General features: G+C 47.4%; 18 protein-coding genes. All 18 read left to right on the forward strand.

Annotation, left to right across the window (positions count from 1 at the left end; translation table 11 throughout):
- The first annotated feature begins 8 nt into the window (after positions 1-8).
- Positions 9-1,025 carry a signal recognition particle-docking protein FtsY gene (gene ftsY / locus J7E21_RS03770; RefSeq protein ID WP_215104883.1) on the forward strand — a complete coding sequence of 339 codons (1,017 nt, stop codon included), beginning with the start codon at positions 9-11 and terminating at the stop codon, positions 1,023-1,025.
- Between the two features lie 67 nt (positions 1,026-1,092).
- Positions 1,093-1,416 (forward strand): putative DNA-binding protein, encoded by a 324-nt coding sequence (locus J7E21_RS03775; protein WP_215106091.1) that lies wholly within the window; start codon positions 1,093-1,095, stop codon positions 1,414-1,416.
- 12 nt (positions 1,417-1,428) lie between these two features.
- Complete coding sequence (gene ffh / locus J7E21_RS03780; RefSeq protein ID WP_215104885.1) at positions 1,429-2,787, forward strand: signal recognition particle protein; 1,359 nt, start codon at positions 1,429-1,431, stop codon at positions 2,785-2,787.
- A gap of 92 nt (positions 2,788-2,879) precedes the next feature.
- The gene (rpsP, locus tag J7E21_RS03785; RefSeq protein ID WP_215104887.1) at positions 2,880-3,152 is read left to right on the forward strand and encodes a 30S ribosomal protein S16; all 273 of its coding nucleotides are present in this window, start codon (positions 2,880-2,882) and stop codon (positions 3,150-3,152) included.
- A 12-nt stretch (positions 3,153-3,164) separates the two neighbouring features.
- Complete coding sequence (locus tag J7E21_RS03790) at positions 3,165-3,398, forward strand: KH domain-containing protein (protein ID WP_215104890.1); 234 nt, start codon at positions 3,165-3,167, stop codon at positions 3,396-3,398.
- 66 nt (positions 3,399-3,464) lie between these two features.
- Entirely contained in the window at positions 3,465-3,980 is a 516-nt protein-coding gene (gene rimM / locus J7E21_RS03795) for a ribosome maturation factor RimM (protein WP_215104892.1), read from the forward strand.
- The gene (trmD, locus tag J7E21_RS03800) at positions 3,980-4,708 is read left to right on the forward strand and encodes a tRNA (guanosine(37)-N1)-methyltransferase TrmD (protein ID WP_215106093.1); all 729 of its coding nucleotides are present in this window, start codon (positions 3,980-3,982) and stop codon (positions 4,706-4,708) included. Before rimM ends, trmD begins: the two co-directional genes overlap by 1 nt.
- A gap of 134 nt (positions 4,709-4,842) precedes the next feature.
- Entirely contained in the window at positions 4,843-5,187 is a 345-nt protein-coding gene (gene rplS, locus J7E21_RS03805) for a 50S ribosomal protein L19 (RefSeq protein WP_215104894.1), read from the forward strand.
- 205 nt (positions 5,188-5,392) lie between these two features.
- Positions 5,393-5,950, forward strand: coding sequence for a signal peptidase I (gene lepB / locus J7E21_RS03810; protein ID WP_215104896.1), 558 nt, complete (start codon positions 5,393-5,395; stop codon positions 5,948-5,950).
- An 11-nt stretch (positions 5,951-5,961) separates the two neighbouring features.
- Positions 5,962-6,837, forward strand: coding sequence for a ribosome biogenesis GTPase YlqF (gene ylqF / locus J7E21_RS03815; RefSeq protein WP_215104898.1), 876 nt, complete (start codon positions 5,962-5,964; stop codon positions 6,835-6,837).
- Positions 6,838-6,891: 54 nt separating this feature from the next.
- On the forward strand, positions 6,892-7,662 hold the full coding sequence (locus J7E21_RS03820; protein ID WP_215104900.1) for a ribonuclease HII: 771 nt from the start codon (positions 6,892-6,894) through the stop codon (positions 7,660-7,662).
- Between the two features lie 129 nt (positions 7,663-7,791).
- Positions 7,792-8,952, forward strand: a complete 1,161-nt coding sequence (sucC, locus tag J7E21_RS03825) for an ADP-forming succinate--CoA ligase subunit beta (RefSeq protein WP_215104902.1) — start codon at positions 7,792-7,794, stop codon at positions 8,950-8,952.
- 18 nt (positions 8,953-8,970) lie between these two features.
- Positions 8,971-9,873: a succinate--CoA ligase subunit alpha gene (sucD, locus tag J7E21_RS03830; protein WP_215104904.1), complete on the forward strand. Its 903-nt coding sequence runs from the start codon at positions 8,971-8,973 to the stop codon at positions 9,871-9,873.
- A 233-nt stretch (positions 9,874-10,106) separates the two neighbouring features.
- Positions 10,107-10,850, forward strand: a complete 744-nt coding sequence (locus J7E21_RS03835) for a hypothetical protein (RefSeq protein ID WP_215104906.1) — start codon at positions 10,107-10,109, stop codon at positions 10,848-10,850.
- A gap of 87 nt (positions 10,851-10,937) precedes the next feature.
- Complete coding sequence (dprA, locus tag J7E21_RS03840) at positions 10,938-11,825, forward strand: DNA-processing protein DprA (RefSeq protein WP_215104908.1); 888 nt, start codon at positions 10,938-10,940, stop codon at positions 11,823-11,825.
- Between the two features lie 109 nt (positions 11,826-11,934).
- Positions 11,935-14,004: a type I DNA topoisomerase gene (gene topA / locus J7E21_RS03845; RefSeq protein ID WP_215104910.1), complete on the forward strand. Its 2,070-nt coding sequence runs from the start codon at positions 11,935-11,937 to the stop codon at positions 14,002-14,004.
- 19 nt (positions 14,005-14,023) lie between these two features.
- Complete coding sequence (gene trmFO, locus J7E21_RS03850) at positions 14,024-15,334, forward strand: FADH(2)-oxidizing methylenetetrahydrofolate--tRNA-(uracil(54)-C(5))-methyltransferase TrmFO (protein ID WP_215104913.1); 1,311 nt, start codon at positions 14,024-14,026, stop codon at positions 15,332-15,334.
- Positions 15,335-15,403: 69 nt separating this feature from the next.
- Positions 15,404-16,297: a tyrosine recombinase XerC gene (xerC, locus tag J7E21_RS03855; protein ID WP_215104915.1), complete on the forward strand. Its 894-nt coding sequence runs from the start codon at positions 15,404-15,406 to the stop codon at positions 16,295-16,297.
- Positions 16,298-16,313 lie beyond the last annotated feature (16 nt).

Below are 16,313 nucleotides of genomic sequence, written 5' to 3' on the forward strand. Positions count from 1 at the left end.
GTGATTCGATGAGTTTTTTTAAAAAGCTGAAAGACAAATTCACGGCTAATGTGGAGGAAGAACAATCAACCGAGAAATACCGCGAAGGATTGAGCAAGACGAGAACCGGCTTCACATCGAAAATCAATGATTTGGTTGCCCGCTACCGGAAAGTTGATGAAGACTTTTTCGAAGAATTGGAAGAAGTGCTGTTGCAGGCGGACGTCGGTTTTGAAACAGTCATGGAGTTGATGGAAGAACTGCGCTATGAAGTCCAGCGCCAAAACGTCAAAGATACATCAAACGTCCAGTCGGTCATTTCCGAAAAACTCGTGGAGATCTATGAAGCGGGAGACCAGGGATTGAGTGGGCTGATATTTGCCGAATCCGGCCCGACTGTCATCTTGATGGTCGGTGTGAATGGTGTCGGTAAAACGACCACTATCGGCAAACTGGCGCAGCGTTTGAAAAATGAAGGCAAATCCGTCATGCTCGCAGCAGGCGATACGTTCCGTGCAGGGGCCATCGAACAGCTCGACGTTTGGGGCCAACGCGTCGGCGTTGAAACAATCAAGCAGAGTGAGGGGTCCGATCCGGCTGCGGTCATGTATGATGCTGTCCGCGCTGCGAAATCGCGCGGCATCGACGTATTGATCTGCGATACGGCAGGACGCTTGCAGAACAAAGTCAATTTGATGAACGAATTGCAGAAAGTGCACCGCGTCATTTCTCGTGAAATTCCGGGTGCGCCGCATGAAGTGTTATTGGCGCTTGATGCGACGACGGGACAAAACGCGATGATCCAAGCGCAAACCTTTAAAGAAGTGACAGAAGTGACTGGCATCGTGTTGACGAAACTCGACGGCACGGCAAAAGGTGGCATCGTCCTGGCAATTCGCAGCAAGCTCAATATTCCGGTGAAATTCGTCGGCCTCGGTGAAAAGCTGGACGACTTGCAGCCTTTCGATCCGCAAAAATATGTCTACGGATTGTTTGCGGAAGGGTTGGATCAGGAAGAACGCCAAAATCTCGATTCAGACAAGTAAAATTACTTGACGGACTCTCGCGGATTCAGTATGGTATACAGGAGTATGAATGGGGTGAGCGTCATTGATGGGACTGGAAAAAACGATGAGAATGAACTATCTTTTTGATTTTTATCAGGAGTTGCTGACGCCCAAACAGCGCAGCTATATGAGCTTGTATTATCTGGATGACCATTCGCTCGGTGAAATCGCCGAAGAGTATGAAATTACCCGCCAAGCGGTTTATGATAATATCCGCCGGACGGAAGCGATGCTTGAAGAATACGAGGAGAAGCTAGAGCTGTTCGAGAAATTTCAGCGGCGCCAGCAACTCGTCTCAACTTTTGAAAAACAGCCATTCACAGATGACAATGTCCAGAAGTTTCTGGATGAATTGAAGGAATGGGACTAGGAGGCGATTACAGTGGCATTTGAAGGATTATCTGAACGCCTGCAAGGGACGATGACCAAAATCAAAGGCAAGGGGAAATTGTCTGAAGCAGACGTCAAAGAGATGATGCGCGAAGTCCGCTTTGCCTTAATTGAAGCGGACGTCAACTTGAAAGTCATCAAGGAGTTCGTCAAGAAAGTCAGCGAACGTGCTGTCGGACTTGAAGTTATGGAAAGCTTGACGCCTGGCCAACAAGTCGTAAAAATCGTTAAAGATGAGCTGACAAAACTCATGGGCGGTGAACAAAGCTTAATCGAATTCTCTACGCGCCAGCCTACAGTCATCATGATGGTCGGTTTGCAGGGCGCCGGGAAAACGACGACGACCGGGAAACTGGCAGGGGTACTGCGCAAAAAGAACAACCGCAAGCCTTTGCTTGTAGCTGCAGATGTGTACCGTCCGGCCGCGATCAGTCAGCTTGAGACAATCGGCAAGCAGCTGTCGTTGCCGGTGTTCTCCAAAGGAACCGAAGTCTCTCCGGTAGAAATTGCACGCGAAGCGATTGAATACGCGAAAGCGGAGCATCTTGACACCGTTATCATCGATACGGCAGGACGTCTCCATGTCGATGAAGACTTGATGCAGGAACTGAAAGACATCCGGGCGATCAAAGAGCCGGATGAAATCTTCCTCGTCGTCGATGCGATGACCGGGCAAGATGCCGTCAATGTGGCACAAAGCTTCAATGAAGCCATTGGCATTACAGGTGTCGTCTTGACCAAACTTGACGGGGACACACGTGGTGGTGCCGCATTGTCGATCCGCACGGTTACCGAAAAACCGATCAAATACATCGGGACAGGCGAAAAGATGGACGCACTTGAGCCTTTCCATCCGGAACGCATGGCCTCCCGTATACTCGGCATGGGCGATATGATGTCTTTGATTGAAAAAGCGCAAACCAATGTCGATGAAGCAAAGGCCAAGGAACTGGAAGAAAAATTCCGCACATCTTCGTTTACATTCGATGATTTCCTTGAACAATTGGACCAAGTGAAACAAATGGGGCCGCTCGATGAGATTTTGAAGATGCTCCCTGGCGCCAATAAAATCAAAGGCCTCGAAAACGCCAAAGTGGACGAGGGCCAAATGGGACGCGTCGAAGCGATTATCCGGTCGATGACGATCCAAGAAAAAACGACGCCGGATATCATCAACGCCAACCGGAAAAAACGGATTGCCCGCGGTTCCGGAACGTCAATCCAAGACGTCAACCGTCTGCTCAAACAATTTGAAGATATGAAGAAAATGATGAAACAAATGTCCGGAATGGCCGGTAAAAAGGGCAAGAAAAAGATGTCGATGCCAGGCCTAGACTCGCTTTTTAAGTAAATTTAGTAGTGTTAAGAAAAAATACTTTACAAACCTTTTAAAGCTTGCTAATATAATATCTTGTGTGAAACTATTCGGAGGTGCTTTATAAAATGGCAGTAAAAATTCGCTTAAAACGTATCGGAGCTAAAAAGTCTCCTTTCTATCGTATCGTAGTCGCTGATTCACGTGCCCCACGTGACGGCCGTCAAATCAAAACAGTAGGTACTTACAACCCGTTGACAGTTCCAGCTGAAGTGAAAATCGACGAAGAATTGGCGTTGAAATGGCTTCATGATGGTGCTAAACCATCTGACACAGTACGTAACTTGTTTTCTCAGAACGGCATTATGGAGAAATTCCATAACGAAAAACTAAACAAGTAAGGGAGCGTTCTTATGGAGCAGCTGATTGAAACGATCGTTAAGCCGCTAGTTGATTATCCGGAAGAAGTTCGTATTGAAAAAGACGAAAACACTAACCGAGTCGTCTACAAGCTTTCCGTGCATCAAAGTGATACAGGGAAAGTGATCGGCAAGCAAGGACGTGTGGCGAAAGCCGTGCGCTCCGTCGTCTATTCAGCAGCAGGAAATTATCATAAGAAAAAAACGTATCTCGATATTGTGGATTGAAAAAGGAAGGAGCCCTGGTTCCTTCCTTTTTTGTCAGGAAAAAAAGAGTCGGAAGGGTGTTTGTGCGTGGAATGGTTTAACGTAGGAAAAATAGTCAATACTCACGGAATCGACGGCGAAGTGCGGGTAATGTCCCGCACCGATTTCCCGGAAGAGCGTTTTGCAATCGGCAATAAACTCGGGTTGTTTACGCCGTCGGCAAAAAAACCGATTATGGTGACAGTGGCGAGCCACCGCAACCATAAAAACTTCGATCTATTGACTTTCGAAGGCTATCCGACCATCAGTGACGTCGAGCCGTTCAAAGAAAGCTATTTGAAAATAGCGGAACACGATCTCGGTGAACTCGAGGAAGATGCTTTTTATCATCACGAGATCCTCGGCTGCCGTGTCATTTCAACTGAAGGCGAAGACATCGGCACGGTGACGGAGATTCTCGAAACCGGAGCCAATGATGTGTGGGAAGTAAGCCCGGAAAAAGGCAAAAAGCATTATATACCGTATATCGAAGACGTGGTCAAAAAAGTCGATATCGATGCAAAGACCATCACCATCGAAGTTTTGGAAGGCTTGTTATCATGATGAACATCCAAGTGCTGTCGCTGTTCCCGCCGATGTTCGAAGGCGTTTTCCAGCATTCGATCATGAAAAAGGCACAGGAAAAAGGGGCGGTTCACTTAGGGGTCATCGATATTCGCGAATTTGCGAATAACAAGCGCCAAGTGGATGATTATCCGTTCGGCGGGGGAGCCGGCATGGTGCTCAAGCCGGAACCTGTATTCAATGCAGTCGAAAGCTTGGCGACATCAGAGAAAAAGCCGCGCGTCATCTTGATGTGTCCGCAGGGCGAGCGTTTTACGCAGCAAAAGGCAGAAGAACTCGCGAGGGAACAAGAGCTCGTCTTTATTTGCGGCCATTATGAAGGCTATGACGAGCGGATCCGGGAACATTTGGTGACCGATGAAATTTCCATCGGCGATTTCGTCTTGACAGGCGGGGAACTTGCGGCGATGACGGTCATCGATAGTATTGTCAGGCTGTTGCCGGGCGTACTCGGTAACAGCGACTCATCGGTGCGTGATTCGTTTTCGACGGGTTTGTTGGAACACCCTCATTATACGCGTCCAGCGGTCTTCAGAGGCCATAGCGTGCCGGACGTCCTGCTATCGGGCAACCATGCCAAGATCGATGACTGGCGCGAAGAGCAAGGCTTAAAGCGCACGCTCGAACGCCGGCCGGATCTGTTGGAGAAACTGGAACTGACCGACAAGCAGAAAAAGATACTTGCCCGTTTGCAAAGTGTAAAATAAATGAAGATAGCTCTTGCAGCTACCCCCGTGAAGTGATAGTATGGAGAATGTACTTTTATGCAAAGTACACGAATCACGGTGTTCCGCTGCAGAGCTAACGGATTGCAAGAACATCTGTAGAAGGAGAGAAAATCATGCAAAACATTATTGCTGACATCACAAAAGACCAACTACGTGCTGATCTTCCAACTTTCCGTCCGGGCGATACTGTCCGCGTCCACGTGAAAGTAGTCGAGGGAACTCGCGAACGTATCCAGGTATACGAGGGAGTCGTCATCGGCCGTCGCGGAGGCGGAGTCAGTGAAACATTCACTGTCCGCAAAATTTCTTACGGTGTAGGTGTTGAACGTACATTCCCTGTACACACACCTAAAATCGCTCAGCTTGAAGTTACTCGCCGTGGTAAAGTGCGTCGTGCGAAATTGTACTACTTGCGCAACCTACGCGGTAAAGCAGCTCGTATCAAAGAAATCCGATAACATCGCAATTCAGGAAGAGGGCATTTATGCTCTCTTCTTTTGCATTAAAGAGATCCGGACTTGTCTGGGTCTTTTTTTTGTGCACACGCTGCCGCTTGGACAACTGCAAGCACCAACAGCGCCAAGGCAAAGAGCCTGCTGTTTTCTTTGCTAAACAGCTTTTTTCGCTGTACAATTAAAGCAATAAGCGCGGGGAGGAACACGCATGGAAGCTGAAGGGAAAAAGAAGAACGAAATGTGGGAATGGTCCAAAGCTCTATTGATTGCGTTCGGCCTTGCAGCAATTATCCGGGTTTTCCTATTTACCCCAATTGTAGTCGACGGTGAATCGATGATGCCGACCCTCGAGCACGGTGATCGGATGATTGTCAATAAAATCGGCTATACTGTAGGAGATCCGGATCGATTTGATATTATCGTATTTCATGCACCTGAACAAAAAGACTATATTAAACGGGTCATCGGCTTGCCGGGCGATCACGTGTCCTATGAAGAAGACCGGTTGTATATAAATGGCGAACCGGTAGATGAACCTTATCTCGAGGAATACAAGCAAGGCATTACCGGAACATTAACGGAAGACTTTTTGCTCGAAGATATTGCCAACCATTCAGTCATTCCTGAAGGGTATGTATTTGTCATGGGCGACAATCGCAGACAAAGCAAAGACAGCCGTCATATTGGGCTTGTGCCGGTCGAAGAAGTAATTGGCAATACGAAATTTGTGTTTTGGCCGGTGGATGAAGCCGGCATTGTAAAATAAGGAGTGGTGTCATGACGATTCAATGGTTTCCCGGACATATGGCGAAAGCGCGCCGGGAAGTAACAGAAAAACTGAAATTGGTTGATATCATTTTCGAATTGGTGGATGCGCGTTTGCCGCTGTCTTCACGCAATCCGATGATTGATCAAGTAATCCAGCAAAAACCCCGCCTCATCATCCTTAATAAAATGGACATGGCGGATGAGAGAGAAACAAAAAAATGGATCGAGCATTTCGAGAGCGAAGGAACCCGCGCAGTGGCAATCAATTCCTTAGAAGGGAAAGGCTTGCAGGCGGTCACAAAAGCTTCAAAGGAGATCCTCAAAGAGAAATGGGATCGCATGGAAGCGAAGGGCATTAAGCCGCGCGCCATTCGCGCCATGATCGTGGGCATTCCGAATGTCGGAAAATCGACCTTGATCAACCGTCTCTCCAAAAAAAGCTTGGCGAAGACGGGCAATATGCCAGGCGTCACAAAAGCCCAGCAATGGATCAAAGTCGGCAAGGAAATCGAATTGCTTGATACGCCGGGTATTTTATGGCCGAAATTCGAAGATCAGGAAATCGGACAAAAACTCGCAGTGACCGGAGCTATCAAAGATTCGGTTATTCAAATGCAGGAGCTGGCTATTTACGCGCTGAAGTTTTTGGAAAAGCGCTATCCGAGCCGCCTAATGGAACGCTACGGCATCGATCGGATCGACGAGGATTTGGTGAAGACTTTCGATCATATCGGCAAGAAACGCTATATGATCGGCCCAGATGGCGAAGTCGATTATGAAATGACGGCAGAAATTATCGTTCGCGATATACGCAACCAGCGTTTGGGGCGGGTTACATTCGACTACCGGGATGAAATGATTACAGAACAAGACGAACTAGCATAAAGAGCGGGTCCTGAAAATAGGGCCCGTTATTCTTTTGCGGAGAGGGCGTGGGGAATGGAGACGACGGCATCCATTAAAGAAAAACTGCAAGCGGCGAAGAGTTATGAGCCGTGGATGGAAGAGCTAAGGGCGGATAAGCGGAAAAGCGTGCAGCAATTGCTGGCGTCCTGGAACAGGCGTTTTGATAAGCAGCAATCGTTGGTGCGCCAATTAGAGGAAAAGCGCAGCTTTGATGACCAGTTTAAAGTTCATTTCAGTTCACTGGTCGCAGGAATCGATGAAGCCGGGCGCGGCCCGCTCGCGGGTCCTGTCGTCACAGCGGCGGTCATCTTGCCTGAAGATTGCAGCGCATTTCTAGGGCTGGATGATTCGAAACAAATAGCCAAAGCGAAACGCAGTGAGCTGGCGGAATTAATCAAAGCGCAAGCCGTCAGCTGGTCAGTACATATCCAGCCTCCTGAAGCCATCGACCGGTTGAATATCTACCAGGCGACAAAAGAGTCTATGGAAGCGTCAGCGCATGCTCTCGACCCCATCCCGGACATCGTGCTAGTAGATGCGATGAAGCTGGCAATTGCAATGCCGACAGAAGCGATCATTAAAGGCGATGCGAAAAGTTTAAGCATCGCAGCAGCTTCCATCCTTGCAAAGACGGGGCGTGATGATCTCATGGACGAATACGCTGCGATATATCCGGAGTATGGCTTCTCGAAACACGCCGGCTACGGAACGAAAGAACATTTGGCGGCACTCGAAGCGCACGGCCCGTGCCCGATCCATCGTAAGACGTTCGAGCCAGTAAAATCGATGCCCAAAAGACCATAAGACCGTAAGAGACGGAAAATTCGAAGTTTTTGTCAGAGTAGCTGTCAACTGTGGACATTCTGTGGCAACTTTAATACAATGGTAGAGGCAATAAAATAACGAGACAGACGTTTGATTGGAGGATGACAGATGAATATCCATGAATATCAAGGAAAAGAACTCCTCAGACAATACGGCGTAGCAGTTTCATACGGCATCGTTGCTTTTTCTCCGGAAGAAGCAGTTAAGGCGGCTAAAGAACTGAGTACGGATATTGTCGTGGTAAAAGCACAAATCCATGCAGGTGGACGAGGAAAGGCCGGCGGTGTTAAAATCGCCAAAAATTTGGATGAAGTCCGCGCGTATGCGAAAGAGCTTTTAGGAAAAGTTCTTGTGACCCACCAAACAGGACCAGAAGGCAAAGAAATCAAACGCCTTTTGATCGAAGAAGGATCTGATATCAAAAAAGAATATTATATCGGATTGGTGCTTGACCGCCAAACTTCACGTGTCACTCTTATGGGGTCTGAAGAAGGCGGAGTTGATATCGAGGAAGTTTCTGAAAACACTCCTGAAAAAATCTTTAAAGAAATTATCGACCCAGTAGTCGGTTTGACTGGTTTCCAGGCACGCCGTATGGCTTTCAACATGAACATTCCGCCAAAGCTTGTAAACAAAGCAGCGAAATTCATGCTGGGCCTTTACACGGTATTCGTTGAAAAAGATGCTTCCATCGTTGAGATCAATCCGTTGGTTGAAACAGGCGACGGCAACATTTTAGCGCTTGATGCAAAATTCGATTTCGATGAAAACGCTCTTTACCGCCACAAAGATATTGTGGAACTTCGTGATTTCGATGAAGAGGATTCAAAAGAAATTGAAGCTTCCAAGTATGACTTGAGCTATATTTCTTTGGACGGGAACATCGGCTGTATGGTTAACGGCGCCGGACTTGCTATGGCAACAATGGATACGATCAACTATTACGGCGGAACACCCGCTAACTTCCTTGACGTTGGGGGCGGTGCCACCGCAGAAAAAGTAACGGAAGCATTCAAAATCATTCTTTCTGATAAGAATGTTAAAGGAATCTTCGTTAACATTTTCGGCGGCATCATGAAATGTGACATCATCGCAGAAGGCGTAATCCAAGCTGCTAAAGAAGTAAGCCTGGACGTACCTCTAGTCGTTCGCCTTGAAGGAACAAACGTTGAAATTGGTAAAAAACTGCTTAATGAATCAGGTCTTAATATTGTGGCTGCCGGTACGATGGCAGACGGCGCTAAAAAGATCGTAGAACTTGTAGGCTAAAGAAGGGCAGGGACAAAAATGAGTGTATACATTAATAAAGACACAAAAGTGCTTGTACAAGGAATTACAGGGTCAACTGCCCTTTTCCATACAAAGCAGATGCTTGAATACGGAACGAAAATCGTTGCGGGTGTAACACCAGGCAAAGGCGGAACTGAAGCTGAGGGCGTACCTGTCTTCAATACTGTAGAAGATGCAGTAAAAGCTACAGGAGCGAACGTATCTGTAATTTACGTACCGGCTCCTTTCGCGGCTGATGCAATTCTTGAAGCTGTTGAAGCTGAACTTGACATGGCAATCTGCATCACTGAGCATATTCCGGTACTTGATATGGTCAAAGTGAAGCGTTATATGGAAGGCAAGAAAACACGTCTTGTCGGACCTAACTGCCCGGGTGTCATCACTCCGGACGAATGTAAAATCGGCATCATGCCTGGGTACATCCATAAAAAAGGCCATGTTGGTGTAGTATCACGCTCTGGTACGTTAACGTACGAAGCAACTCACCAATTGTCTGAAGAAGGCATCGGCCAGTCGACTGCTGTCGGTATCGGCGGAGACCCGGTCAACGGCACGAACTTTATCGATGTGTTGAAAGAATTTAACGAAGATGAAGATACGTATGCTGTGGTTATGATCGGTGAAATTGGCGGAACTGCTGAAGAAGAAGCTGCAGAATGGGTTAAAGCGAATATGACGAAACCTGTTGTCGGCTTTATCGGTGGCCAAACAGCGCCAGAAGGAAAGCGCATGGGCCACGCCGGTGCGATCATTTCTGGAGGTAAAGGAACTGCTGCAGATAAGATCAAGGCAATGAACGAAGCTGGAATCGAAGTTGCAGATACACCTTCTGTTATCGGTGAAACTTTGATCAAAGTGATCAAAGAAAAAGGCCTTTACGACAAATGTAAAACTCATTAATGAAAAAAACCTTGAAGCGTCTGAAAAGACGCTTCAAGGTTTTTTTATGTTGCTTTACCGCAAGTCTGATTGGGAAAACTGACAATCCAGTGAAAGTTTTCTTCAACAGCCACTGATCGAAGTTTCTCTTTATTGGGGAATCCCGTTGATAATGAGTGATTAAAGGACAGTTTTCTGCGATCCTGATTTATAATGAAAATAGCCGAAATGGCGAGGACGTAGGAGGGTGTGGCATGGAAACAGAGTGGGTCTTAGGAATCGCGGCAAGTACCATAGCCGCAGTTTCCGGGATGGCTATCGCGAACAAACGGTCAACAACAAAAATACATGAAACGCAGGAACAGGCCATTGTGGAGGAATTTGTGTCTCCTTTTTTGCCGGAAGTGATAAGTTTTCATCAACTCGGAACCTTAGGTGAAGATCCATTCAAAACGGTTAATAGTGAAAAACTCGTGGTGGATATTTATGCTAAAAGCCAAGTGAGCGGGTATCATTCGTACGACCGTTTTGATGCGCTTACCCATATCGAAATGTTGGGGGAATCTGCTGGAGAGAAGAAGAAAGAGCTGCTGGAATTCCTATTCTGGTATCTTGATTTCGCCAATGCTATATTAACTGACACTGTGCAATCGCCCAATACTTTACTGAGGGAAGTAAGGCAGCTTCAAAAGCATTACGCTGTTTGGTATATCTGCTATGAAGAAATGGAAAATGATGCCCCGGACATCATTCCCGAATTAATTCGTTATAGCGCTTATTATGCCAGTGTTTTGAGGGAAATTGAAATGGGGGTGTTTCGGGATTTGATGCAAGATGAGCAAAAGCGTCGGGATCGCCGTGGAAATTTTGTCCGCATCATTTTTCAGGCACTCGAAAAACAAGCTGATGGCAAGGTGGAGTTGAGTGCCGTCGCGCAATTTCATCAACATTACGATCAACAATACACGCACCGAAACAAAGGGAAAATCCGCTTCTAAAAACATTTACGGATCGATCTGAAAACTCTATGATAAAAGAAAGGTGCACTCGACACGTGCGCTGATCTTTTCTAGAGGAGGAATGACATGAACAAAGAATCCACACAACGCTTGCTGGCACTGCATTACGTTTATCCGAAGCCTTTGAACCGATTGATGCCTTTATTGAAAGACGACCCCGCACTTGAATTTCTGCATCTCCGCAGCCCTTACGACATGGCGGAACAACTGCAAATCCCATTGCCAAAAGCGACCTTGTTGAAGCAATCGTATATTCACCATATGCACTCCCCCTTTCACGCCATCTACGAAAAAAGCCGCATCCACATCGTCACGTGCTTTGATCCCCTCTACCCACCCTCTTTGCTTGAATTGATCGACCCGCCGGCGATACTTTATTTGAAAGGCGATCCCCAATTGCTGAATGCTAAGGAAAAAATAGCGATCATCGGCTCCAGAAAAGCACAAAACTATTCGGAACGGGCCATTAAAGAATTGCTTCCCCCGTTACTTGCGGAAGGGTTCGTCATCATTAGTGGCTTGGCGAAAGGAGCAGACGCGATGGCGCATCGCCAAACCATCGATTTGGGCGGAAAAACCATTGCGGTCATCGGTAGCGGTTTTTTGCACCGCTACCCGAAAGTTAACGAAGAACTGTTCTCTTTAATAGAAGAAACCCATTTGCTGGTGAGTGAATATCCACCGTATATGACGCCGCGAAAATGGAATTTCCCGATGCGTAACCGCATCATCAGCGGCTTATCAAAAGGCGTTATCGTGACGCAGGCAGAAGTGAAAAGTGGAACATTGAGCACTATCGAACATGCGTTGGACCACGGTAAAGAAGTGTTTGCTGTTCCGGGGGACATCTTTTCCCCACTTTCAACAGGTCCCCATAAATTAATTGCGGAAGGGGCAAAACCTGTCTGGAACGGCGCTCAAGTGCTGGAAGAATACCGGCAATTGAGAAGCTGAAGAAAGGCGATTCGACGAAATACCTTGCAATCGGCCATAAACTGTTATACATTTTGCATCAGGTGATTCTTTACAAAATTTGAAGAAACCTCTATGAGGAGGAGTATCGATGGCGGATTTTTTGGTGATTGTCGAGTCGCCCGCAAAGGCGAAGACAATTGAACGGTATTTGGGAAAAAAGTACAAAGTAAAAGCTTCACTGGGCCATTTGCGTGATTTGCCACGCAGCCAAATGGGGGTGGATGTTGAAAATAATTATGAACCCCGTTATATAACAATCCGCGGAAAAGGGCCTATCTTGCAGGAATTGAAAAAAGAAGCGAAAAAAGCGAAGAAAGTCTTTCTTGCAGCTGACCCCGACAGAGAAGGGGAAGCGATTGCTTGGCATTTGGCGAATGCGCTCGGCGTTGATATCGAGTCGGATTGCCGCGTTGTATTCAATGAAATTACAAAAGATGCAGTGAAAGATGCGTTTAAACATCCGCGTAAACTGAATATGGATTTAGTGGACGCTCAGCAAGCGCGCCGAATCCTCGACCGTCTTGTCGGCTATAGCATCAGTCCGATATTGTGGAAAAAAGTGAAAAAAGGTTTATCCGCCGGTCGTGTGCAATCCGTTGCACTACGTTTGGTCATCGACCGCGAAAATGAGATCAAGAGTTTCGAACCAGAAGAATACTGGTCGATTACGGGGCAATTCGAAAAAGCGAAAAAGCAATTCGAAGCCCAATTTTATGGAACTACCGAAAAGAAATTAAAGCTCTCCAATGAAGAAGATGTCAAAGCCGTCATGGCTACGATGAAAGGCAAGGATTTCCTCGTCAAGAGCGTCGTGAAGAAAGAACGAAAGCGCAATCCTTCCCCTTCTTTCACCACATCCTCTCTCCAGCAGGAAGCAGCACGGAAATTGAATTTCCGCGCCAAGAAAACAATGATGCTTGCCCAGCAGCTATATGAAGGGATTTCTGTCGGCAAAGAAGGTGTAACGGGTTTGATCACCTATATGCGGACAGACTCTACGCGTATTTCCGAAACGGCGAAGCAGGATACAATCGAGTTTATCGCCGACAAATACGGCGATGAATATGTCACGCAAAAGCCTGCGGCAAAACAATCGCAAAAATCACAGGATGCGCACGAAGCGGTACGTCCGACAAGCGTCCACCGAACACCGGAATCCATGAAAGCTATTTTATCGCGTGATCTGCACCGTTTGTATAAATTGATTTGGGATCGTTTTGTTGCGAGTCAGATGGCACCGGCAGTACTCGATACGGTGATGGCTGAACTGCAAAACGGCGAAGCGATTTTCCGGGCGAACGGTTCACAAGTGAAGTTTCCAGGGTTTATGAAACTTTATATTGAAGGAACAGACGATAAAGTAGAGGAAAAAGACAATATTTTGCCGGAGATGACGGAAGGCGACAAAGTCAAGGCCGTGGACATCACGCCGAACCAGCATTTCACGCAACCGCCTCCGCGCTATACAGAAGCGCGCCTCGTGCGGACATTAGAAGAGCTTGGAATAGGCCGTCCGTCCACATATGCCCCTACCTTGGATACGATCCAAAAGCGCGGATATGTCGCGCTCGACGCCAAACGCTTTATTCCGACAGAGTTAGGTGAAATCGTCCATCACCTGGTCAATGAATTTTTCCCGGACATTCTTAACATTGAGTTTACAGCGAAAATGGAAAACGATCTCGATAGTGTGGAAGAAAGTGAAGCGGATTGGCGTGCCATTATCGACGTTTTCTACAAAGAGTTCGCGAAAGACTTGGAAGTAGCGGAAAACGAGATGGAGAAAGTCCAGATTAAGGATGAGCCGGCAGGAGAGGACTGCGAATTATGCGGATCTCCAATGGTCTATAAGCTCGGCCGCTACGGAAAATTCATGGCATGCAGCAATTTCCCGGAATGCCGCAATACGAAAGCAATCGTCAAGCACATTGGCGTCAAATGTCCAACTTGCAAAGAAGGCGAGATCGTCGAGCGCAAAAGCAAGAAACGCCGCATCTTTTACGGTTGTGATCGCTATCCGGAATGCGAATTCGTGTCATGGGATAAGCCGATCGAACGGCCGTGTCCGAAATGCAATAGCTTGATGGTCGAGAAAAAAGTGAAAAAAGGCGTACAAATCAGTTGCACAGCGTGCGATTATAAGGAAGAAGTTCAATAATTAATAGAGGTGTTCAGTAATGACAAAAATTGTGAATGTAATCGGTGCCGGACTTGCAGGAAGTGAAGCAGCATGGCAGATCGCCAAGCGCGGCGTCAATGTAAGGCTTTATGAAATGCGTCCGGTCAAACAAACTCCAGCGCATCACACGGATAAATTTGCGGAACTTGTATGCAGCAACTCGCTGCGCGCCAATTCCTTGACCAATGCAGTCGGCGTCATCAAAGAAGAAATGCGCAAGCTCGATTCCGTCATCATTGATGCAGCGGACAAAGCATCGGTCCCTGCGGGTGGCGCTCTGGCGGTTGACCGCCACGAATTTGCCGGCACAGTAACGGAAAACGTCCGCAACCACCCGCTCGTTGAAGTGATCAACGAAGAAGTGACGGAAATTCCAGAAGGCATCACCATCATTGCGACAGGACCATTAACTTCACCGGCGCTTGCCGAGAAAATCCGTATGCTCACCGGGGAAGAGTATCTTTATTTCTACGATGCGGCAGCACCAATCATCGAAAAAGACAGTATCGATATGGAAAAAGTCTATTTGAAATCTCGCTATGATAAAGGCGAAGCCGCCTACTTGAACTGTCCGATGACAGAAGAAGAGTTCAAACGTTTCCATACGGCATTAGTCGAAGCGGAAGTCGTGCCGCTCAAGGAATTCGAAAAGGAAATCTATTTCGAAGGCTGCATGCCGGTTGAAGTGATGGCTGCGAGAGGCGATAAAACCTTGACGTTCGGGCCGATGAAGCCAGTCGGTTTGGAAGACCCGAAAACTGGCGAGCGCCCTTACGCTGTCGTGCAACTGCGTCAAGACGATGCAGCCGGAACGCTGTACAATATCGTCGGATTCCAGACCCATCTGAAATGGGGAGCGCAAAAAGAAGTGCTGCGGCTCATTCCAGGCTTGGAAAATGTGGAGATTGTCCGCTATGGTGTTATGCATCGAAATACGTTCATCAACTCGCCGAACGTCTTGAAGTCGACCTATCAATTGAAGGCCGATCCGAACATTTTCTTCGCCGGGCAAATGACCGGCGTCGAAGGTTATGTTGAATCTGCAGGAAGCGGCTTGCTCGCAGGCATCAACGCTGCGAAACTTGCGCTCGGAGAAGAGCCGGTCGTCTTGCCTGCCGAGACGGCGCTTGGCAGCATGGCCCGCTATATTACAGAAGCGGACAGCAAGAACTTCCAGCCGATGAACATCAATTTCGGGTTGTTCCCGGACCTTGGCGTGCGCATCAGGTCAAAGCAAGAGCGTGCTGAGCGCCATGCGAACCGCGCGCTTGAATCAATTCAAAATTATATGAATTCAGTGACGGTTTAATTGAAAAAAGCCTCTAAGTATTGGTATACTTTAGAGGCTTTTTCAATTGCCTGAAAGGCGGCATGCCAGATGATTAAAGAACAGATGCTCGAATCGTTCATGACTTATATCCAGTTGGAAAAAAATTATTCCACGCACACTGTCCACCAGTACCGTCAGGATCTGGAGGGTTTTTTTCTGTTTTTGGAAGAAGAAAGTGTATCCGATCTGCATGAAGTGGAATACTTGCATGCCCGCAATTACGTAACGAAATTATATACCGCAGAGTTGTCCAGGACGTCGATTTCCAGGAAGATTTCAGCGATCCGCTCGTTTTTCCGTTACGGCAACCGCGAGTTCGGCTTGAGCGAAGCGGCTTTCCGCTCGCTTTACCATCCGAAGAAAGAAGAGCGGCTGCCGCAGTTTTTCTACGAAGAAGAGTTGGAACAGCTGTTTGCTTCACTAGTCGGAGAAGATTCTCTGTCTCTTAGAAACCGTGCGCTCCTAGAAATATTGTATGCGACCGGCATGCGTGTCAGCGAATGCGTGTCCATTCAAATGAAAGACCTGGATCGTCATATGCACATCGTCAAAGTGCTTGGAAAAGGCCGAAAAGAACGCTATATTCCATATGGCCAGTTTGCACATGATGCCTTGGAACTTTATATCGACCAAGCCCGTCCTAGATTGATGAAGTCTAAAGAACATAATATGCTGTTCGTCAATAGCCGTGGAGAAGGGGTCACGGACCGAGGCGTTCGCCACATTTTGAATGAGTGCATGAAGAAAGCATCGCTCAATTCGTCGATCTATCCGCATATGATTCGCCATACATTTGCTACTCATTTATTGAATAACGGCGCCGATATGCGCACCGTGCAGGAATTGCTCGGCCATGCGCACCTCAGTTCCACGCAAGTATACACGCACGTGACGAAAGACCATTTACGCAATACGTATTTAAAAGCCCATCCTAGGGCCTAGAGAGGAGAACTACACC

Source organism: Planococcus sp. ISL-109 (assembly GCF_018613655.1).
GTDB lineage: Bacteria > Bacillota > Bacilli > Bacillales_A > Planococcaceae > Planococcus.